Annotated in this window: 16 protein-coding genes; 9 read left to right on the top strand and 7 right to left on the bottom strand. The window is 69.3% G+C overall.

Going from position 1 to position 20,316, the window contains the following annotated elements; genetic code table 11:
- Positions 1 to 7 precede the first annotated feature (7 nt).
- Entirely contained in the window at positions 8 to 1,075 is a 1,068-nt protein-coding gene (locus tag AC3G88_RS12370) for a 2-aminoethylphosphonate aminotransferase (protein WP_488893417.1), read from the top strand.
- A 108-nt stretch (positions 1,076 to 1,183) separates the two neighbouring features.
- Here the strand turns inward: AC3G88_RS12370 and AC3G88_RS12365 are convergent, their stop codons facing one another.
- Positions 1,184 to 2,767, bottom strand: coding sequence for a phospholipase D family protein (locus tag AC3G88_RS12365; protein ID WP_488893416.1), 1,584 nt, complete (start codon positions 2,765 to 2,767; stop codon positions 1,184 to 1,186).
- A gap of 129 nt (positions 2,768 to 2,896) precedes the next feature.
- Here AC3G88_RS12365 and AC3G88_RS12360 point away from each other — a divergent pair, with 129 nt between their 5' ends.
- Positions 2,897 to 3,976: an alkene reductase gene (locus tag AC3G88_RS12360; protein ID WP_488772985.1), complete on the top strand. Its 1,080-nt coding sequence runs from the start codon at positions 2,897 to 2,899 to the stop codon at positions 3,974 to 3,976.
- 78 nt (positions 3,977 to 4,054) lie between these two features.
- Here the strand turns inward: AC3G88_RS12360 and AC3G88_RS12355 are convergent, their stop codons facing one another.
- Positions 4,055 to 5,206, bottom strand: coding sequence for an aromatic ring-hydroxylating oxygenase subunit alpha (locus AC3G88_RS12355; RefSeq protein ID WP_153950131.1), 1,152 nt, complete (start codon positions 5,204 to 5,206; stop codon positions 4,055 to 4,057).
- Between the two features lie 324 nt (positions 5,207 to 5,530).
- Here AC3G88_RS12355 and AC3G88_RS12350 point away from each other — a divergent pair, with 324 nt between their 5' ends.
- Complete coding sequence (locus AC3G88_RS12350) at positions 5,531 to 7,435, top strand: PAS domain-containing hybrid sensor histidine kinase/response regulator (RefSeq protein WP_488893415.1); 1,905 nt, start codon at positions 5,531 to 5,533, stop codon at positions 7,433 to 7,435.
- 506 nt (positions 7,436 to 7,941) lie between these two features.
- On the opposite strand, the gene pdeM is transcribed toward AC3G88_RS12350, so the two are convergent.
- The 5 genes from pdeM to AC3G88_RS12325 are packed head-to-tail and all read right to left on the bottom strand — an operon-like array spanning position 7,942 to position 14,397.
- Positions 7,942 to 8,634 (bottom strand): ligase-associated DNA damage response endonuclease PdeM, encoded by a 693-nt coding sequence (gene pdeM / locus AC3G88_RS12345; RefSeq protein ID WP_488772984.1) that lies wholly within the window; start codon positions 8,632 to 8,634, stop codon positions 7,942 to 7,944.
- The gene (locus AC3G88_RS12340) at positions 8,631 to 11,327 is read right to left on the bottom strand and encodes a ligase-associated DNA damage response DEXH box helicase (protein ID WP_488772983.1); all 2,697 of its coding nucleotides are present in this window, start codon (positions 11,325 to 11,327) and stop codon (positions 8,631 to 8,633) included. The genes pdeM and AC3G88_RS12340 overlap by 4 nt, the downstream gene beginning before the upstream one ends.
- On the bottom strand, positions 11,324 to 13,015 hold the full coding sequence (locus AC3G88_RS12335; protein ID WP_488772982.1) for an ATP-dependent DNA ligase: 1,692 nt from the start codon (positions 13,013 to 13,015) through the stop codon (positions 11,324 to 11,326). The genes AC3G88_RS12340 and AC3G88_RS12335 overlap by 4 nt, the downstream gene beginning before the upstream one ends.
- Positions 13,012 to 14,106 (bottom strand): ligase-associated DNA damage response exonuclease, encoded by a 1,095-nt coding sequence (locus AC3G88_RS12330; protein WP_488772981.1) that lies wholly within the window; start codon positions 14,104 to 14,106, stop codon positions 13,012 to 13,014. The genes AC3G88_RS12335 and AC3G88_RS12330 overlap by 4 nt, the downstream gene beginning before the upstream one ends.
- Positions 14,107 to 14,124: 18 nt before the next feature.
- Entirely contained in the window at positions 14,125 to 14,397 is a 273-nt protein-coding gene (locus AC3G88_RS12325; protein WP_488772980.1) for a hypothetical protein, read from the bottom strand.
- A gap of 285 nt (positions 14,398 to 14,682) precedes the next feature.
- On the opposite strand from AC3G88_RS12325, the gene AC3G88_RS12320 reads away from it, so the two are divergent.
- The 6 genes from AC3G88_RS12320 to AC3G88_RS12295 are packed head-to-tail and all read left to right on the top strand — an operon-like array spanning position 14,683 to position 20,301.
- The gene (locus tag AC3G88_RS12320) at positions 14,683 to 15,534 is read left to right on the top strand and encodes an STAS domain-containing protein (RefSeq protein ID WP_488772979.1); all 852 of its coding nucleotides are present in this window, start codon (positions 14,683 to 14,685) and stop codon (positions 15,532 to 15,534) included.
- 14 nt (positions 15,535 to 15,548) lie between these two features.
- Positions 15,549 to 15,908 carry an STAS domain-containing protein gene (locus AC3G88_RS12315; RefSeq protein WP_153948243.1) on the top strand — a complete coding sequence of 120 codons (360 nt, stop codon included), beginning with the start codon at positions 15,549 to 15,551 and terminating at the stop codon, positions 15,906 to 15,908.
- Between the two features lies 1 nt (position 15,909).
- A complete protein-coding gene (locus AC3G88_RS12310; protein WP_249640873.1) occupies positions 15,910 to 16,320 on the top strand; it encodes an anti-sigma regulatory factor in 411 nt (136 codons plus the stop codon).
- 28 nt (positions 16,321 to 16,348) lie between these two features.
- The gene (locus tag AC3G88_RS12305) at positions 16,349 to 17,341 is read left to right on the top strand and encodes an ATP-binding protein (RefSeq protein ID WP_488772978.1); all 993 of its coding nucleotides are present in this window, start codon (positions 16,349 to 16,351) and stop codon (positions 17,339 to 17,341) included.
- Between the two features lie 34 nt (positions 17,342 to 17,375).
- The gene (locus AC3G88_RS12300; protein ID WP_488773161.1) at positions 17,376 to 18,341 is read left to right on the top strand and encodes a sensor histidine kinase; all 966 of its coding nucleotides are present in this window, start codon (positions 17,376 to 17,378) and stop codon (positions 18,339 to 18,341) included.
- Positions 18,331 to 20,301: a hybrid sensor histidine kinase/response regulator gene (locus tag AC3G88_RS12295; protein WP_488772977.1), complete on the top strand. Its 1,971-nt coding sequence runs from the start codon at positions 18,331 to 18,333 to the stop codon at positions 20,299 to 20,301. The genes AC3G88_RS12300 and AC3G88_RS12295 overlap by 11 nt, the downstream gene beginning before the upstream one ends.
- The last annotated feature ends 15 nt before the right edge of the window (positions 20,302 to 20,316 follow it).

The following is a 20,316-nucleotide window of genomic DNA, read 5'->3' as shown; positions in this document are numbered from 1 at the left end:
AGAACACATGCTGCTTCTGAATCCCGGCCCGGTAACGCTGTCCGAACGCGTCCGCAAGAGCCTGCTGCAAACAGACCTGTGCCACCGTGAAAGCGAGTTCTTCGACTTGCAGGACGAAGCGCGCCAACGGTTGCTGGACATCTACGGGCTCGACCCGGCCGCCTGGACGGCGGTGCTGATGACCGGTTCCGGCACGGCGGCGCTGGAAGGCATGATCGCCGGGCTGGTCCCGGCGCAAGGCAAGCTGCTGATCGTGCAGAACGGCGTCTATGGCGAGCGCATCGCGCAGATCGCCACGCAGTACCAGATCCCGCACACGGTGGTGAAGCACGAGTGGATGGAAGCCCCGGACCTGGCCCGCATCGACGCGGCGCTGGCGGCTGACAAGGCCATCACCCACCTGGCCGTGATCCATCATGAGACCACCACGGGCCGCCTGAACGACCTGCCGGCCATCGATGCGCTGTGCCAGGCGCGCGGCGTGCGCCTGCTGGCCGATACGGTCAGCAGCTTCGGCGCCGAGGCGATCCACTTCAGCGGCAATATCGACGCCGTGGCAGCCACCGCCAACAAGTGCCTGCACGGCGTGCCCGGCGCGGCCTTCGTGATCGTGCGCCGCGCGGCGCTGGCCCATGCGGTGAGCCGCACCTACTACCTCGATATCGCCCGGTACGCGAAGCAGCAGGACCAGCGCAACACGCCGTTCACGCCGTCCGTCCATGCGTTCTATGCGCTGGTCGAGGCGCTGCGCGAGCACAGCGACGAAGGCGGCTGGCAAGCGCGCCACCAACGCTATGCCGCGCTGGCCGAGGAAGTGCGCAGCGGGCTGGCGGCGCTGGGCATCGAGGCCCTGTGGCCGGCAGCGCAGTCGTCGGTGGTGCTGCGCGCGTACAAGCTGCCGCAAGGTGTCACGTACGAGCAACTGCACGACGGCCTCAAGGCGCGCGGGTTCGTCATCTATGCCGGCCAGGGCGGCCTGTCTTCGCAACTGTTCCGGATCTCGACCATGGGCGCGCTGACGGCGGCCGACATGCACCGGCTGATCGCCGGCTTCCGCGAACTGCTGCATCGTTGATGTCCACGGGCGCCATCGGCGTGCGGGCTTGCCCGCCCCCAGCGCCTCTCGCTGCACTCTCCCGCCCGCTCCCCTGCATGGGAGCGCGGCGACCACCCCGTCAAATGTTCAAAGCTGCTCTTCCACCGGCAGCAGCCGCAGCACGCCCTGCTTGAACTTGTCCCACCCGTTCATATCCGGTTCGCTGGTGTAGGTGCGCACCACCCCGCCCTCGCGCGTCACCCACTGCAGCGATTCTCCGTCGTCGCTCAGCACGACCTGGTACGCCGCGTCGAGCATCGCATCGTCAACGCCCTGGGACAGCATGTCGCATAGTTCCTTGCTGTCGACGACGATGCCCATCTCCGTGTTGAGCCGTGCCGAGCGCGGGTCCAGGTTCAGCGATCCAATAAACAGTTCGTGGCGGTCGACCATATAGGTCTTGGCGTGCAGACTGGCGCGGCTGCTTCCGCCCGGGCCCCGGTGACGCTTCTGCTTGGCCATCTCGGCATAGGCGGTCGGTTTCAGCTCGTACAGGATGACGCCGGCCTTGAGCAGCGCCTTGCGCTTGGGCGCATAGCCGGCATGGACCGCGGACACATCGGTGGCGCCGTAGGAATTGGTCAGGATGCGCACCTGCACGCCGCGCTTCTGCATGTCGGTCAGCCAGGTCATGGCGGCGTCCGGCGGCACGAAGTACGGCGAGATCAGCGTCAGGTCGTGTTGCGCGCCTTCCAGGAATTTCACCAGCTTCGGAATCGCGTGGGTGGAGTCGTCCTCGGGCGGCAGCAGCACCTTGGCCGCGCGGTCGGCAATCACGGTGGCCTGGCCCCAGTACTCCGGCAGCTTGTTGTCGCGCAGCAGCTGCACGATGCCGGTTTCCAGCAGAGACTGCCCGTAGGGCGTGGCCCGCATGTTCACGGCGTGCTCGTCCAGGTAGGTGCGCAGCTTCTGCTGCTGGGTGGCCGCCTCGTCGCCGCTCAGCGGCTTGGCCATCGCCGATAGCGGATACACGGCCTCGCTGTTCCAGAAGTCGTCGAACACGGCCGACACCTCGGGCACCACCGGCCCGGCGGCCAGCAGGTCGAGATCGGTGAAATCGGTGTCGGCCGCGCCATAGTACTGGTCGCCGATATTGCGCCCCCCCACGATGGTCAGCTGGTTGTCGGCCGTCAGTGACTTGTTGTGCATGCGGCGGTTGATGCGCCGAAAGTCGGTCACGTACTCGAACAGCCGCACATTGCGACTGGCGAACGGGTTGAATACCCGCACTTCGACGTTGGGATGGGCATCCACGGCGGACAGCGCGTGGTCCTGCCGTGCCAGGTGGATATCGTCCAGCAGCACCCGCACCCGCACGCCCCGGTCGGCGGCGGCCATGATCTCGGCCAGCAGCGTCAGGCCGGTGTTGTCGGCATCGAAAATGTAGTACTGGACGTCGAGACTGCGTTGCGCGGTGCGCGCCAGGGCGATCCGCATTGCCAGGGCATCGGTACCGGACAGCAGCGGATAGAAGGCCGACTGGCCCGGATGTTCCGCCAGCCTGGGCGCCATGCCGCGCGCCAGCATGGTGTCGCCGGTGTCCTGCAGTGCCATCTCGGGCGCCAGCGGCGGTCGTTGCGGCAACCCGGCGCAGGCGCCCATCAGTAGCGCCAGCATCACCATCAGCGGCCGGCTCACCTGCCTGAGCGCAGCGTGCGTGACATGCATCATGCCCCCTCCCGTGATTGTTCCAGCATGAACAACGGACATGTACGGAAACAACGATAGCGATCTTACCGCGCGCTGCTATGCTTTCGATACTTTCATTTTGAAAGCCTTATAGCCCAGCCGCATAAGCATATGACTACCCTTTTCGATCCGCTCCAGATTGGTGACCTGCACCTGCCCAACCGTATCGTGATGGCGCCGCTGACGCGTCTGCGCGCCGCCGATCCGGTACATGTTCCCAACGCGCTGATGGCCGAGTACTACGCCCAGCGCGCCAGCGCCGGCCTGCTGATTTCCGAAGGCGTGCCCGTGTCGCCCGATGGCGTGGGCTACCCGAACGTGCCGGGCCTGTGGTCCGACGAACAGGTTGCCGGCTGGAAACAGGTGACCGATGCCGTGCACCGTGCCGGCGGCCGAATCGTGGCCCAGCTGTGGCACGTCGGCCGCATTTCGGACCCGAGCCTGCTTGATGGCCGCACGCCGGTGGCGCCCAGCGCCATCGCGGCCGGCGGCAACGTCAGCCTGCTGCGTCCGCAGCGTCCGTTCGTGGTGCCGCGCGCGCTGACCGTGGCGGAAATCGCCGATGTCGTGGCCGATTTCGGGCGTGCCGCGGCCAATGCCAAGGCCGCCGGCTTCGACGGCGTGACGATCCATGCCGCCAACGGCTACCTGCTGGACCAGTTCCTGCAGGACGGCAGCAATGTCCGCACCGATGCCTATGGCGGATCGGTCGAAAACCGCGCCCGCATCCTGCTGGAAGTGGCAGACGCCGTCACGGCGGTCTGGAACCCCAGCCGTGTGGGCGTGCACCTGGCCCCGCGTTCGCCGAGCCATTCGATGAGCGAGACCCAGCCGGCGCAAACGTTCGGCTACGTGGCCAAGGCGCTGGGACAGCGTGGGCTGGGCTTCCTGTTCGTGCGCGAAACGCAGGGGGAAGGTGCGCTGCTGCCGCAGATCAAACAGGCGTTTGGCGGCGCGATCATCGCCAATGACGGGTTCGACCAGGATGCCGCCCAGGCGGTGCTGGCGAGTGGCGACGCCGACGCGGTGGCATTTGGCCGCGCCTATATCGCCAACCCGGATCTGGTGGATCGCCTGAAGCAGCGTGCCGCGCTGAACGCTGTGGACCCGACCACGCTGTATGGCAGCGCGGGCGAGCCGGCCCAGGGCTACACCGACTATCCGACGCTGTCCCAGGCCATCCAGGCCTGACTTTGCCCGCGTATCCCGGACGCCCCGGCATTCCGGCCGGCCCGGGGCACCCCGGGCGCCCGGAACACCCGGCTTGGCTCAGCCTGGCCCGGCCGGTACGGGGTGGATGGGGATCACCGTGCGGGCGCCGCACTGGCGCAGCAGATCGCGCAGTTCCTTGATGACCGGAAACACCTCGTGGTTCCAGTCCTCGCCCTGGCGGTCATGGGCCGCCTGCTCCATCTCCACGATCTCGCGGTCTTCCTTGAAGATCCGCTCGGTGAACCACACCAGCAGCGGCCACGCGGCATCCAGCAGCAGCGGAATGCCCGGCCGGCGGATCGACAGCATGCCGAACGTGCGATTGGTGCGCTGCGCGGCGTCCAGCGGCACGTAGACGATCCACAGGTCCATGACCAGCGTGCCGGACCCCGAACGGATCTGCAGCGTCTGGTACGGATAGCCGGTGCGCACCGTCATCACGTCCTTGTTGTTCTGGCCGCCGTCCTTGCCGAAGACCAGCGCCTCGCCCACGGGCTGCTTGCCGCCCTCGCGCTCGAACACATAGTCCACCTCGACAAAGTCGTCGCCACGGCGCCGGCCCAGCGAACGCGCCCGCATCATGCCCATCTGCTTGCGGTGCAGGAACTGATGGTTCATGTCCATCAGGTTCTCGTGCATGAACGAATAGTGGCAGTTGACCGCGCGGCCCAGGCGGCGCGTCTTGTACTTGGGGTCCGACACCGACGCGAACTCGGGCAGCGGTTTCTGCTCGGCCAGCCCCGGATCGCCCGGAAACACGAAGATCAGCCCCGCCCGCTCCTGGCACGGGTACGCGCGCACGCCGTTGGGCAGGCGTTCCTTGCCCAGGTACGGCACGTCGATGCAGCGGCCGGTGCAGTCGTAGGTCCAGCCGTGGTAGCAGCAGCGGATCGACTCGCCGTCCACCACGCCGGCATGCAGCGGCACCTGACGGTGCGCGCAGCGGTCTTCCAGCGCGAACACCTTGCCGGTGGCCGTGCGCACCAGCACGATGGGGTCGCCGGCGAATGTCACGCCATGGGCGCGGCCCGCCTTCACCTCGCGCGACCAGGCCAGCGGATACCAGAAATCGGGATGGATGGGGACACGGCGCAGGTCGCGCGGCGGCGCTTCGGGCAACGCAGGGGGTACGGCCGACGCGGAGCCGGCTGCGGCCGGGTCGGAGCCGTGATCGGGGGTACGGCGGTCTAGCGCAGACTCTGCATACATGCGGGACGTCTCCTTGGGTCCAGGCACTCGATCTCCGGCGCCTGCCATGGCGCGGCGGGAGACATCGGGGCAGGAAGTTTTCGAGTCTAACCCAACGGCGGCGTCCGGTCTGTCAGCTTTTATCCGACTGGCGGCCCACGCGCGGCAGCCGATCGATGGCCCCGCCGGCGCCGGCGCGCGTCACCCGTCTGGAGGGTGAGAAGCATTCGGTCCATGCCCCAGACGGCTGATTTGCAACACATTTGCCGCGCCTTCGAGCGAACGGCCTGTCTCGGGTTATCCTTTCAGACGATCAAACCAGAGACATGCAAGACCCCCCAGATCATGTCCCGTTCTGCCCCCGATCCGGTGCCGCCCCGCGACACCGGCGACGACGCCTCCTACCGCCTCCTGGTCGAGTCGATCTACGACTACGCCATCTTCCGGCTCGACGCCACCGGACGCGTCATGAGCTGGAATGCCGGCGCCGCCCGCATCAAGGGCTATAGCCGCGACGAAATCATCGGCCAGCATTTTTCGCGCTTCTATACCGAAGAGGCCAAGGCGCGCCACTGGCCGGACACGGAGCTGGAAGCCGCCGCACGGCTGGGCCGCTTCGAGGACGAAGGCTGGCGCGTGCGCAAGGACGGCACGCAGTTCTGGGCCAACGTGATCATCACCGCCCTGTACGACGATCACGGCAAGCTGACCGGCTTTGGCAAGGTCACGCGCGACATGACCGCGCAGCGCGCCACCGCCGAGGCGCTGCGCCAGAGCGAGGAAACCCTCCGGCTGCTGGTCGACAGCGTCAAGGACTACGCGATCTTCATGCTCGACCCTTCCGGGCATGTCATCAGCTGGAACGCCGGCGCGTCGTACATCAAGGGCTATCGCCGCGACGAAATCCTCGGCAAGCACTTCTCGGTGTTCTACCCGCACGACGACGTGGCCGCGGACAAGCCCGGCCGCGAGCTGCTCATCGCCCGCGAGAAGGGCCGCGTGGAGGATGAAGGCTGGCGCGTGCGCAAGGACGGCTCGCTGTTCTGGGCCAGCGTGACCATCACGGCGGTCTACGACGATACGCGCGCCCTGCGCGGCTTTGCCAAGATCACGCGCGACATGAGCGAGCGCAAGCGGCTGGAGGAACTGGAGCAATCGGAACGACGCATGAACGAATTCCTGGCGACACTTTCCCATGAACTGCGCAACCCGCTGGCGCCCATCCGCAACGCGCTGACCGTCATGCAGATGCGCCCGGAGGACCCGCAGGCCATGCAGAAGAGCGTGGGCCTGGTCGAGCGTCAGATGTCGCACCTGACGCGGCTGGTGGACGACCTGCTCGACGTGGGCCGCATCGCCGCCGGCAAGATCGACCTGCGGCTGGAGCCCGTTGACGCCCGGGACATCATCGCCCTGGGTATCGAGGCCGCCGATCCGGCCCTGGCGGCCAAGGCGCAGACCGTGACGGTGACCGCCGACACCGTGCCGCTGCCGCTGTACGCCGACCGTACCCGGCTGAGCCAGGTCATGCAGAACCTGCTGCTCAATGCATCGAAATTCTCGTCTCCGGGCGCGCAGATCGCCATCTCGGCGTCGGTGCGCCACCGCACGCTGGTGATCCAGGTCATCGACCACGGCCGGGGCATTGCGCGCGAATCGCTGGAATCGATCTTCAACCTGTTCGCGCAGGAAGACCGGCCCGGCAGCAGCGCGCAGGGCGGGCTGGGCATCGGCCTGTCGCTGTGCCGCTCGCTGGTGGAAATGCATGGCGGATCGATTGCCGCCACCAGCGAAGGCCCAGGGCTGGGCGCCACGTTCACCGTGCAGCTGCCGCTGGCGCCTGCGGCCGAAACGCCCCGGAGCGACGACGGCCCCGGCCATGGCGGCGGCCACGGGCGCCGCGTACTGCTGGTGGACGACAACCGCGACGCGGCCGACAGCATGTCGATCCTGCTGGAAATGTCGGGCCACCAAGTGACCATTGCCTACGACGGCATGGAAGCCATCCACGCCGCCGCGCGGGTACGGCCCGACGTGGCGCTGATCGACCTGGCCATGCCCGGCATGGACGGTTTCGCGGTCATCCACGCGCTGCGCGGCATGCCGGCGCTGTCCGGCACGCGCTACGTGGCATTGACCGGCTTCGGCCAGGCGTCGGACCGGGATCAGACCGCCGCCGCGGGCTTCGATGTGCATCTGGTCAAGCCGGTGGAACTCGACGTGCTGCTGAAGGTGATTGCCGGAGACTGACGCGGCGCGTGCTCCCGGGGGGCGAGGCGGTTCAATTCGAGGCAGTCGCGGGTTGAGCTGCTTGCCCTCTCCCCCGACCCCTCTCCCATACATGGGAGAGGGGAGACAACCAGCAGGCATGGCAGTCTCCAACGGTTTGCTCCCCGCTCCCGCACGGCGGGAGCGGGGACCGCGCGAGGCGGTTCAATTCGAGGCAGTCGCGGGTTGAGCTGCTTGCCTCTCCCCCCGCCCCTCTCCCATACATGGGAGAGGGGAGACAACCAGCAGGCATGGCAGTCTCCAACGGTTTGCTCCCCGCTCCCGCACGGCGGGAGCGGGGACCGCGCGAGGCGGTTCAATTCGAGGCAGTCGCGGGTTGAGCTGCTTGCCTCTCCCCCCGCCCCTCTCCCATACATGGGAGAGGGGAGACAACCAGCAGGCATGGCAGTCTCCAACGGTTTGCTCCCCTCTCCCGCCCGGCGGGAGAGGGGCCGGGGGAGAGGGCACGGCGCATCCGGCACGAGGCGTCATCCGCCGGGCAGCGCCCACACCCGCCCGTCGCCCACCGGATAGAGCCGCTCGCCCTGCCCCGCCCGCACCGTGGCGTGGCCGGTAAACGCGCCGAACGCCGGCAAGATCATCCCCCGCTCTCCCACCACGAAGCACGGCAGCCGCAGCGCGTCGGCGCCCGTGCCGCGCAACACGCAGGCTGGATGCAGGTGCCCGGCCAGCGCGTAGCCTTCGGCACGCGCGCCCGGTTCGTGGCACAGCGCGAATGGCGGCGCCACCAGCGGTTCCGTCGCCACGGCAAAGCCCAGCTCGGCTGGCGGATCGCCCGCGTGCGTGTCGTGATTGCCCCGCACGAGCGTGCAGCGCACGCGCGACGGCATGGCGCGCCGCCAATCGTGCAGCGCCACCAGCACCGCCGCCGTGCGCGCGGCCCGCGCGTGCAGGAAATCGCCCAGGAACGCCAGCTCCCGCGCCGGATAGCGCCGCGCCAGGCTCAGCAGCCGGGCCAGGTTGTCGGCCGTGGTGCCATGGGGCACAGGCTGGCCCAGCGCGCGGAACGCGGCCGCCTTGCCGATATGGACATCCGCCACCATCAGCATGGACGCCGATGGCCACCAGACCGCGTGCTCGGGCAGCAGCCAGACGGTCTCCCCGGCCAGCGTCACGGCCTGGGCCCCGGCCTCCTCCGGTGTCAGGGCAGCCAGGTTCATAACAGCGGCAGCGGCTTCGACGGCTTGCGTGGCCGCCGGGGCTTGCGCGGGCCGGCCGGCCCTGCGTGGTCAGCCATGCCGAAGCGCGCCAGTTCGGCCACGCGCCCGGCGTCCACGGCGGGCGGGTTGTCGTGCATCGGTCCGCGGTAGGCATGGCCCTTGCCGGGTTCGTCCTCTGGCTGCGCGGCCGCCTGCTCCAGTTCGGCCAGCATTCGCGCGATGCGGTCGGCCAGCTTCTCGGTGCTGAGCTTTTCGCGCAGGAACTCCACGATCAAGGGGAAGGCCAGCGGCGATGGCCGCTGCAGCACGCGCAGGTCGAGCCGCCGCGTCGCCATGCGCTGCAGCGTGTCGGCCAGCCGGTGGGCGTCCAATTCCTGCATCAGCACCTCGCGCTCGGCCTGGCCCAGCAGCAGGTTGCCCGGGTCGTGCTTGCGAAACACCTCGTAGAACAGGCTCGACGATGCCTGCAGCTGCCGCGCGCTGTGATGCGCGCCGGGATAGCCCTGGAAGATCAGGCCGGCCACGCGCGCGATCTCGCGAAAGCGCCGCAGCGACAGTTCGCCGGCGTTGAGGCTCCCCAGCACGTCGGCAGCCAGGTCGCGCTGGCGCTCTTCGGCCAGCACCCGTGGCAGCCAGTGCGCCCAGTCCACCGGCGCCGACGCCAGCAGTTCCAGCCCGTAGTCGTTCACCGCCACCGAGAACGTGGCGGGCACCTTCTGGCCCAGCCGCCACGCCAGCAGGCTGCCCAGCCCCAGATGCACCGAGCGCCCCGCGAACGGATACAGGAACAGGTGCCAGCCTTCGCGCGAATGCAGGCTTTCGGCCAGCAGCGTCTGTGGCGTCGGCAGCGCCGACCAGCGCGCCTGCAACGCCACGATCGGCGTGATCAGCGGCAGTTCGGGTGTGGTGGCCGGGTCCAGCCGGCCGGCCTGCACGGCGTCGAGCGTGGTCACCACCGCGTCGGCCAGTTCCGTCGACAGCGGCATCTTGCCGCCGTTCCAGCGCGGCACCGACGGCCGCTTGCCCGTGGCGCGCCGCACGTAGGCCGTCATCTCCTGCACGCGCACCAGTTCCAGCAGCCGGCCGCCGAACAGGAAGCAGTCGCCCGGTGCCAGGCGCGCGATAAACCCCTCCTCCACGGTGCCCAGCGATGCCCCGCCGCTACCCGCGCGCGTCCAGAAGCGGACCTGCATCGATGCGTCGCTGACGATGGTCCCCACGCTCATGCGATGCCGCCGCGCCAGCCGGGCATCGGGCACGCGCCAGACGCCCGCATCGTCCGGCATGGCCCGCCGGTAGTCCGGATACGCGGTCAGCGTGGGGCCGCCCTGCCGCACGAACTCCAGGCACCAGCGCCATTCGTCGTCGGTCAGGTTGCGATAGGCCCACGTCTGGCGCACCTCGGCCAGCAGCGCGTCGGCCCGGAAGCCGCCGCCCAGCGCCACGGTCACCAGATGCTGCGCCAGCACGTCGAGCGGCTTGTCGGGCGATTCGCGGGCCTCGATGCGGCCGGCCTGGATCGCCAGGCGCGCCGCCACCGATTCCACCAGTTCCAGGCTATGCGCGGGCACCACGGTCACGCGCGATGCGCGCCCCGGCGCATGCCCCGACCGCCCGGCCCGCTGCAGTAGCCGCGCCACGCCCTTGGGCGAGCCGATCTGCAGCACGCGTTCGACAGGCAGGAAATCCACGCCAAGGTCCAGGCTTGACGTGCAGACCACGGCACGCAGCGCGCCATTCTTGAGGTTCACTTCCACCCATTCGCGCACGGCACGGTCCAGCGAGCCGTGATGCAGCGCGATCTGCCCGGCCCAGTCCGGCCGCGCATCGAGCATGGCCTGATACCAGATTTCGGCCTGCGAGCGCGTATTCAGGAAGACCAGCGACGTGCTGCTGGACTCCAGTTCGCGCAGCACATGCGGCAGCATCGACAGGCCCAGATGGCCGGCCCACGGGAATCGCCCGGCGGCATCGGGCAGCAGCGTATCCACGATCAGCGTCTTCGGCGTATGGCCGTGCACCAGTACGCGGCGGCGCCCGGGGACACCGGCCAGCAGCACGTCGCGCGCATGGTCGAGGTTGCCCAGCGTGGCCGACAGGCCCCAGACGCACAGATCCGGCTGCCATCCATGCAGCCGTGCCAGCGCCAGTTGCACCTGCACGCCGCGCTTGCTGCCGATCAGCTCGTGCCATTCGTCGACCACCACCAGCCGCACGCGGCCCAGCGCATCGCGGGCATCGGCCCGGGTCAGCAGCAGCGACAGGCTTTCGGGCGTGGTGACCAGCGCAGTCGGCAGGCGCCTGGCCTGGGCCGCGCGTTCGCTGCTGCCGGTGTCGCCAGTGCGCAGCGCCACAGTCCAGTCCAGCCCCAGCTCCGCCAGCGGGGCCTGCAGCGCCCGCGTGGTATCGGCGGCCAGCGCCCGCATCGGCGTCAGCCACAGCACGGTGAGCGGCGGCGGCAGCGCGCCCGCCCGCGCCGGCGGCACCGCGTAGGCCAGCAACGCGCCCAGCCACGCCGCATAGGTCTTGCCGGTGCCCGTGGTGGCGTGCAGCAGCCCGCTCTTGCCTTCGCCGATGGCCTGCCAGACGGCGCGCTGGAAATCGAACGGCTGCCAGTGCCGTGCCGCGAACAGCGCCGGCAGCGATTGCGCCACCGGCGGGGCCTGGACGAACGGGGCGTCGTCGGCGCTCATGCGGCGTCCTTCGCCACGGCCGCCGGCAGCATCGCTTCCAGCGTCTGGAGCGTGTCGGCTTCTTCCACCGGCTTGTCGGTGCGCCAGCGCAGCATGCGCGGAAAACGCACCGCGATGCCGCTCTTGTGGCGGCCGCTGCGCCCGATGCCCTCGAAGCCCAGTTCGAACACCTGGCTCGGCGTGACACTGCGCACCGGGCCGAACTGTTCCACGGTGGTGCGCCGCACGATGGCGTCCACGGCGCGCATTTCGGCATCGGTCAGCCCCGAATAGGCCTTGGCGAACGGCACCAGCGCGCGGTCGGGCGTGCCGGGCGGCGCGTTCCAGACCGCGAACGTGAAATCGGTATAGAGGCTGGCGCGGCGCCCATGGCCGCGCTGCGCGTAGACCAGCACGGCGTCCACGGTGTAGGGGTCGATCTTCCACTTCCACCAGAGGCCCACGTCGCGTGTGCGTCCGGCCCCGTAGGCGGCGTCTGCCCCCTTGAGCATGAAGCCCTCCACGCCCAGGGCGCGCGATGTGTCGCGCAGCCGGGCAAAGTGCGGCCAGTCGTCGGCCTCGACCAGCGGGCTCAGTTCCAGCGCCGGGTGGATGTGGTCGGCCACCACGCGGGCCAGTTGGGCGCGGCGTTCGGCCTGCGGCCGGGCGCGCCAGTCCTGCCCCTGCCATTCCAGCAGGTCATACGCCATCAGGATGGCCGGCGCGTCGCGCAGCAGTTTCGCGCCCACGGTCTTGCGGCCGATGCGCTGCTGCAGCAACGCGAACGGCTGCACGCGGCCATCGATCCAGACGATGATCTCGCCGTCGAGCACCGTGCCGTCCGGCAGCCGCTGCGCCGCGTCGGTCAGCTCCGGAAACCGCTCGGTGATCAGCTCTTCGCCGCGCGACCACAGCCACGTCTGGCCCGCGCGGCGCACCAGCTGGGCGCGAATGCCGTCCCACTTCCATTCCACCTGCCAGCGCGACGGGGCGCCGAGCAAGGCGTCGAATTCCTCGACCGGCGCCTGTAGCGGATGGGCCAGAAAAAACGGGTACGGCTGACCGCCGCGCACCGGGCTGCCGCCGCCCGCTTCGCCTTCGGCCCGCGCCGGCTCGATCAGGGCCAGGAACCGCGCTGGCGTGGGCAGCGTGCGGATGTCGGTGTAGCCGACCAGGCGCTCGGCCACGCGTTTCGGATCGATACCGGCCACCTCGCCCAGCGCCCGGGTGACCAGCAGCTTCGACACCCCCACGCGGAAGCTGCCCGTGATGAGCTTGAACAGCACCAGCCGGCCGCGCGCATCGAGCGGCCGCCACAGCGCGTCCAGCGCATCGTTGAGCACCTCGGGCGGCTGGCTGCGCGCCAGCTCGCGCAGCGGCAGCACGCGTTGCTCGACCCATTCGGCCAGCCCGGCCGTGTCGACGTGATCGGCATCGGGCAGCAGCAAGGCGATGGTCTCGGCCAGGTCGCCCACGGCCTGATAGCTTTCCTCGAACAGCCATTCGGGCAGCCCGGCCGCCCGCTGCGCCAGCGCGCGCAGTGCGGCCACCGGCACGATCTGGCGCGGCTTGCCGCCCGACAGGAAGTAGACCGCCCAGGCGGCGTCGGCCGGGGCGGCGTTGCCGAAGTAGCGCGCCAGCGCCGCGAGCTTGGCCTTGCTCGACGTGGTGCCGTCGAGTTCGCTGTAGAGGTCGGCAAACGCCTTCATGCGGCGCCCTCCCCGGCCAGTGCGTCCGCTGTCGCGGCGTCGGAAGCCGGCTCGGCGGCGGCGCCCGTGGCATCGTCGTCATCGCCGAACTCGGTGCGGAAGCCCTGCGCGTCAAGGCCCTGCTCGCACAGGTAGCGCACCATCACGGGCACGTTGCCATGGGTGACGATCACGCGCGCGGCGCCCGTGGCGGCAATGGCCGACAGCAGTCCTGGCCAGTCCGCGTGGTCGGACAGCGCAAAGCCGCGGTCCACGCCGCGCCGCCGGCGCGTGCCGCGCAATTGCATCCAGCCGCTGGCAAAGGCGTCGGACGCCTCGCCAAAGCGCCGCAGCCAGGTGGATCGCTGCGCCGGTGGGGGCGCCAGCACCAGCGCCCGGCGCAGAGCCGGGCTGCGCGCGGGCAGATCCGCAGTGGCCATGGTCGGCGGCAAGGCCACGCCGGCTGCTGCGTAAGCGTGATTCAGCGCGGCCATCGCGCCATGGACGACAATCGGGCCCGGCATCGCCAGCGCCGCGCCGGCATGGCGCATCAGCCCGTTCAGGATGCGCTGGGCCTTGCCGAATGCGTAGCAGTACAGCACGCTGGCCCGGCCCGCCGCCGCGTTGTCCTGCCACCAGCCGAAGATCTCGGCCATCAGCGCGGCCTCGCGCGGCCAGCGGTAGATCGGCAGGCCAAACGTGCTTTCGGTGATGAACGTGTCACAGCGCACCGGCTCAAATGGCGCGCAGGTGCCTTCGGGCTCCACCTTGTAGTCGCCCGAGGCCACCCAGACCTGGCCGCCGTGTTCCAGCCGCACCTGGGCCGACCCCAGCACGTGCCCGGCCGGATGCAGGCTCAGCGTCACGCCGTGGTGCGTGATGCGCTGGCCGTATGGCAGCGTATCGAGCGATATCCCCGGCAGGCGTGCCAGCAGCACGCCCCGGCCCGGTTCGGCGCACAGGTAATGGCCATTGCCGGGGCGGGCATGGTCCGCATGGGCGTGGGTAATGACGGCCCGCGCCACCGGCCGCCAGGGGTCGATATGGAAGTCGCCGGCCGGGCAGTACAGCCCCTGCGGCGTTGCCACGATCAGGTCCGATGTCCTGTCCATCCCGATATCCATCCGGATTCAGCCGGGGGCGCCTTCCTGGCCGGACTTGCCGGCATGCTGGGCGCGGTCGGCCTTGGCCTGGCCGCGGATATTGAGCACGGCCAGCGCGAACTGCAGCAACACCAGCGCCCAGGCGCCCGTATGCCATCCCCAGCCGACCCACATCGCGTTGCTGACCAGGAAGCCCCAGAACCCCGCCTTGCGGCGGCGTGCCGATTCGCTGCCCACCAGCCAGGTGGCCAGCACGGTCACAGCCATGGCGGGCCATTGCAGCGCGTCAAGCCAGTCCACAGTCACCCCTCCTTTGTCCGATGCTACAGACTAGACAGGGGCGTGCGGCGCCGTCAGCCGGGGCGGTCCCGTTCCCGTGTCGGCGCATTCTCACAAGGGCGGCGACCATGTTACCGATAAGGCGTCTGCGCCGCACCGCTGCCGGTAACGCCGATTTCGGTTGTGCCGTCAATCAGCCGGACGCCGATAGTGTGAGCTATCAATCTCTCCTAGAATGGGTTGGGATCACCATTCCGCCGCCACAGCCTTGCGGCCGGGCCTCCCCAACCCCATCATAGCCACGCCATGCGGACCCAAAACCTGCGACTTGCCGACTTCCTGCGCACCGAACACGAAGACATCCTGCGCGGCTGGACGGCGGAATACCATAACTATGCCGAGGGCCGCGGCCTGACGCAGAACGTGGCGGCCGAACAGACGGCCATCCTGCAAGGCCTGGAAGCGGGCCTGCGCGCCGACGGCGACGCCAGCAACTTCAATAACGGCCCGTGGGGCACGTTGCGCGACGCCCTGACGCACCTGTCCCGCAACCGCGCCGCCCAGGGCGAGACGGCCGACGTGACCAGCGGCTTCGTGCTGGCGCTGAAACGCCCGATCTTCGATGCGCTGCAGCGCCAGACCGGCGGCGTGGACGGTCAAATCGAAGTGATCTGGACCACCTCGGCCATCGTCGACCGCATGGCGCAGTGGACCGTTTCCGCGTACCAGAAGACGCGCGAGGACATCATCGTGCGCCAGCAGCACGAACTGATGGAGCTGTCCACGCCGGTCATCAAGCTGTGGGACGGCGTGCTGGCCGTGCCCGTGATCGGCACGCTGGACAGCAGCCGCGCGCAGATGGTCATGGAATCGCTGCTCGAACGGCTGGTGGAAACCGGCTCCCCACTGGCCATCATCGACATTACCGGGGTGCCCACCGTGGATACGCTGGTCGCGCAGCACCTGATGAAGACCGTGACCGCCATCCGCCTGATGGGCGCCGAAAGCATCATCAGCGGCATCCGGCCGCAGATTGCGCAGACCATCGTGCATCTGGGTATCGACCTGCAGGGCATCATCACCAAGTCGACGCTGGCCGACGCGCTGGCCACGGCCATGCGCATGACGGGGCACACGGTGACCCGCGACGCCAACTGAACCGCGAGCCAGCCATGGAACGAATTCCAATCCTGCGGATGGGCAAGCACCTGCTCGTCACCATCCAGATCGACATGCAGGACCAGACCGCCCTGCTGCTGCAGGAAGACCTGGCCACGATGGTCGAGAAAACCGGCGCGCACGGCGTGCTGATCGATGTGTCGGCGCTGGAAATGGTCGATTCCTTCATCGGCCGCATGCTGGTCAGCATCTCCGACATCAGCCGCATCCTGGGCGCCATGACCGTGGTGGTGGGTATCCGCCCGGCCGTGGCCATCACGCTGGTGGAACTGGGGCTGTCGCTGGGCGGGGTGAAGACCGCGCTCAACGTGGAACGCGGCATGGCGATGCTCGACGCCGCCCGGGTGCTCTGACGTGACGACCGAACTTGCCCAGGCGGGCAGCGCCCCGATCCGCGACGAGCGCGACATCGTGCACGCACGCGCCGTGGTGCGCACACTGACGGCCCAGCTGAAGTTTTCGCTGGTGGAGCAGACTAAGATGATTACGGCGGCCAGCGAGCTGGCACGCAACACGATGGTGTACGGCGGCGGCGGCGAGATGCGCTGGGAAATCCTGGCCGAAGGCATCCGGCGCGGGCTGCGCCTGCACTTCGAGGACCACGGGCCCGGCATTCCCGATGTCGAGCAGGCGCTGGTCGACGGCTGGACCACCGGCAGCGGCCTGGGCATGGGCCTGTCGGGCACGCGCCGGCTGGTGAACGAGTTCGAAATCCGCACGCAAGTTGGCGAGGGAACCTGTGTCAGCATCACTCGGTGGAAGTAAGGGCCACGGCCCGCATCACGCGGTGCCGATGAGCGACCCCAGCCGCGTGGGCGAAGCCCGGCGCCACGTCGCCGAGATGTCCGCACGGCTGGGGTTCGACGCCATCCAGTGCGGCCGCCTGGCGGTGGCCGTCAACGAGCTGGGCAACAACCTTGTGCGCCACGCGCAGGGTGGCCGGCTGTTGCTGGCCGCGTGCGAAGTGGACGGCAGCCTGGCCATCGAACTGATGTCGATCGACGACGGCCCCGGCATGGCCAACCTGCAGGCCTGCATGCACGACGGCTACTCCACGGCCGGCAGCGCCGGCCAGGGCCTGGGCGCTGTCAGCCGGCTGGCCGACGATTTCGATGTGCATACCCAGCCCGGCGCGGGCAGCCTGATCCTGGCGCGCTTCTATCGCGACCGCGACGCGACCGGCAATCCCCGCCGGCTGAACGGTGGCTTCGCCGTGGGCGCGATCTGCCTGGCCGCCCCCGGCGAGCAGGTCAGCGGCGATGGCTGGGGCGTGGCCGTACACGATCATCGTGCCGACGTGGTGCTGGTGGACGGGCTGGGCCACGGGCCCGATGCCGCCGCCGCCGCCACGGCGGCGCTGACGGTGTTCGACCCGCAGCGCGGCGGCAGCCCGGGGCAATACATCGAGCGCGCCCATGCCGCGCTGCGCGGCACGCGCGGCGCCGCCATCGGGGCCTACCGCATCGACGGCGGCACCCAGCGCATCCGCTTTGCCGGGGCGGGCAACATCCTGGGCCGCGTGATTTCCGGCATCGCCGACCGCACGCTGGTCAGCCAGAACGGCACGGCCGGCATCCAGATGCGCTCGGTGCAGGAACAGGAACTGGACTGGCCTGCCCATGCGCTGGTGATCCTGCATTCCGACGGCATCCAGTCGCGCTGGCAGCTCGACGACGCCACCGTGCTGCAGCGCGACCCGGCCATCGTGGCCGCCTTCGTACTCTGGAAATTCGCCCGCGGGCGGGACGACGCCACCGTGGTGGTGATCCGCCGCGCGGAGTTTTGAGATGACTGCCCCGGACGCGATCCCGGACGACGCCATGCCCAATCCATCCGAGCCATCCCCCACCGCCACCTTCGATGCACCCGACGACGTGGCCACGTTGCGCGCCGCGCTGCAAGCCCGCACGCAGGAAGTGGAAGCCTTGCGCGCCGAAATCGAGGAAACCAACCGCGGCGTGGTGGCGCTCTATTCCGAACTGGACATCCAGGCCGAACAGCTGCGCCACGCCACCGAGCTCAAGAGCCGCTTCCTGGCCTACATGAGCCACGAGTTCCGGACGCCCATCGTGGCCATCCAGAGCATCACGCGGCTGCTGATGGACCGCGTGGACGGCCCGCTCACGCCCGAGCAGGAAAAGCAGGTCGGCTTCGTGCGCGACACGGCCGCGGAGTTTTCGGAGATGGTCAATGACCTGCTGGATCTGGCGCGGCTGGAAGCCGGCCGTGTCGAGGTGTCGCCCGCCTGGTTCGACATGGTGGCGCTGTTCGACGCCCTGCGCGGCATGTTCAAGCCCGTGCTGACCAACCCCGACGTGTCGCTGATCTTCGAGGAACCGCACGGTGTCTCGAAGCTGTTCAGCGACAACCGCAAGGTGTCGCAGATCCTGCGCAACTACATCTCGAACGCGCTGAAGTTCACGCCCAGCGGCGAGGTGCGCGTGTCGGCCACCTGCGACACGCCGGACACGATCACGTTTTCGGTGCGCGATACCGGCATCGGCATCCCGCCCGCATCGCACGGCGAGGTGTTCCAGGATTTCGTGCAGATCGATTCGCCGCTGCAACGCCGCTATCGGGGCTCCGGCCTGGGCCTGGCGCTCTCGAAGCGGCTGGCCGAACTGCTGGGCGGCTACGTGGGCTTCGAGAGCGAGGTCGGCGTCGGTTCGCGGTTCTACGTGACGCTGCCCACGACCTACCCCAGCCCGGCCACCGCGCCCAATGCCAGTCCACCGGCAGCCCCTGCAGCCCCGGCCACCGGCTCCGGAGACGACCATGCCGGATGAAACCCGCAATGCACGCCTGCCCGGCGCTTCGGACTCGCTGGTGCTGGTGGTCGACGACAACCCGGTGACGCGCTACGCCACGGTACGCGTGCTGACCGCGGCAGGCTACCGGACGATCGAAGCCGAAAGCGGGCAGGAAGCGCTACAACTGGCCGACACCAGCGTGTCGGCCGTGGTGCTGGACGTCAACCTGCCCGATATCGACGGCTTCCAGGTCTGCCGCATGCTGCGCGACCGGCCCCAGACCGCGACCGTGCCCGTGGTGCACCTGTCCGCCACCTACGTGGCCGACTACGACAAGGTGCGCGGCCTCGATGCCGGTGCCAGCGCCTACCTGGTCCACCCGGCCGAGCCTGGCGTGCTGGTGGCCACCATTGCGTCGCTGCTGCGTGCCAGCGCCGCCGAGCGGTCGATGCGCGAGAGCGAGGCACGCTTCCGCGCGATCTATCACCAGGCCATCGGCGGCATCTGCACGCTGGACCTGGCCGGCCGCTTTGTCGACGTGAACCCGGCCATGCTGACGATGCTCAAGCGCACCGACGCCGAACTGGTGGGCCAGCCCGTGGCGGCCTTCGCCCCGGCGGCGTACCGCGACAAGATTGCCGAGGCCACCGGCCACGCGCGGGTGGACGGCTGGCAGGGCACGTTCCCGCTGGAGGACGCGCTCGGCGAGACCATGCACCTGGAGTGGAGCATCTCGCCCGTGCTGGAAACGGGGGTCAAGGTGGCCGTGGTGTCGAACATCACCGACCACATCAACCTGGAACGACAGCGCGAGCAGCTGATCGAGCGCGAGCAGGCCGCGCGGGCCGCCGTGGAGCGGCTGAACCGCATGAAGGACGACTTCATCGCCATCCTGTCGCACGAGTTGCGCAACCCGCTCAACGTGATTTCGGTGTGGACCCACGTGCTGGCGCGCCATATCGATACCGAGGAAGGCCGGCGCGGACTGGCCGCCGTGGAGCGCAACGTGGCCATCCAGCGCCGGCTGGTGGCCGACCTGGTAGACGTGTCGATGCTCAATGTCGGCAAGATGAAGCTCGAACGCGAGCGCGCCAACGTGGCCGAGGTGGTGCGCGGCGCGCTGGACACCATGCAGGCGCAGGCTGCCGAACGGCAGATCAAGCTGGAATTGCATCTGGCGCCGGCCACGGCGGAGTCGGCCTGGCTGGACGCGGCCCGCTTCCAGCAGATCCTGTGGAACCTGGTGTCCAACGCGATCAAGTTCTCGCCCGAGGACGGCACGGTGCGGATCGACGTGTCGTCCGACACCGACTACCTGCACGTGCGCGTGATCGACAACGGCCGCGGCATCCCGGCCGACTTCCTGCCGCTGCTGTTCGACCGTTTCACCCAGAGCGAGGACACCAACCGCCGCAAGCACGGCGGACTGGGCCTGGGCCTGGCCATCGTCAAGCACCTGTCTGAAATGCATGGCGGCACGGTGCGGGCGTTCAGCGCCGGGGCGGGACTGGGCGCCACCTTCGAGGTGATCATTCCGCTCGCCGATGCCGGCGCGCCGGAAGTGCCCGCCGCCACCGAAGCGGTGCCGGCGCTGCAGCAATCGGTGCCGCTGACGGCGCTGGACGTGCTCGTGGTGGAGGATGATGCCGACGCGGCGGCGGCGCTGTCCGCGATCCTGACGGAGTACGGCGCCCGGGTGCGTACGGCGCGCGATTGCGAAGAGGCACTGGACGAAGTGGCGCGCGTCACGCCGGATCTGGTCATCAGCGATATCGGCCTGCCCGGCCGCGACGGCAATGACCTGATCCGCGAGATCCGCGTACGCGAGGCCGTGGAGGCGCTGCAGCGCGTGCCCGCCGTCGCCCTGACCGCGTTCACGCGCCAGCAGGACCGCCGCGCCGCCATCGAATCGGGCTTCGACGCGGTGTGCGGCAAGCCGCTGCGGCTTCAGGAACTGATGGATGCCATCGAGACGGCGATGGCCCCGGCGCCATAGCGGCCGGCGCCGCGG

This window comes from Cupriavidus sp. 86D6, from assembly GCF_057815095.1.
Note: the sequence above shows the minus strand (reverse complement) of the source record. Positions and strands in the feature narration are given on the sequence as shown.